The organism is Streptomyces sp. SID14478 (assembly GCF_010548525.1).
Classification (GTDB): Bacteria; Actinomycetota; Actinomycetes; order Streptomycetales; family Streptomycetaceae; genus Streptomyces.
Genome location: NZ_JAAGMG010000244.1, coordinates 1 through 514, shown reverse-complemented (window position 1 = coordinate 514; position 514 = coordinate 1). Strand labels below are relative to the sequence as shown.

Sequence of the window (514 nt, the reverse complement as noted above, 5' to 3'; positions counted from 1 at the left end):
CGGCGCGGGCCGTGCTGTCGGCGGTCGGGGCGGTGGACGGCGCGTCGGGGCAGGTGACCAGGCGCGGTACGCGGCTCGCGCGGCTGGGGCTGCATCCGCGGCTGGGGCGGGCGCTGCTCGATGCCGCGCCTGTGGTGGGCGCCCGGCGGGCGGCGGAGGCGGTGGCGCTGCTGAGCGAGGAGCCGCCGCGGGAGTACGGGGACGACCTGGGCGGGGCGTTGCGCACTGCGCGGCGTGGCGGTGACGCGTACAGCGGGCGGTGGCGTACGGAGGTGCGCAGGCTGTCCGGTCTCGTCGCATCCTCCGCCCCTGCGGAGCCGGAGCCGGTGCAGGCGCCGGGCGACGACGACGTCGCCGGTCTCGTCGCCGCGCTCGCCTTCCCCGAACGCATCGCCCGCAAGTCCGGCGGCTCGTACCTGATGGTGTCGGGGACGCGGGCGGACATCGGTGACGGGTCAGCGCTGCGGCACGCCGACTGGGTGGCCGTCGCCGTCGCCGACCGGCCCGTCGGGGC

General features: G+C 78.6%; 1 pseudogene. It reads left to right on the top strand.

What is annotated here, in order from left to right:
• Positions 1-514, top strand: a pseudogene (locus G3I40_RS08615) (ATP-dependent helicase HrpB); the annotation flags it as partial.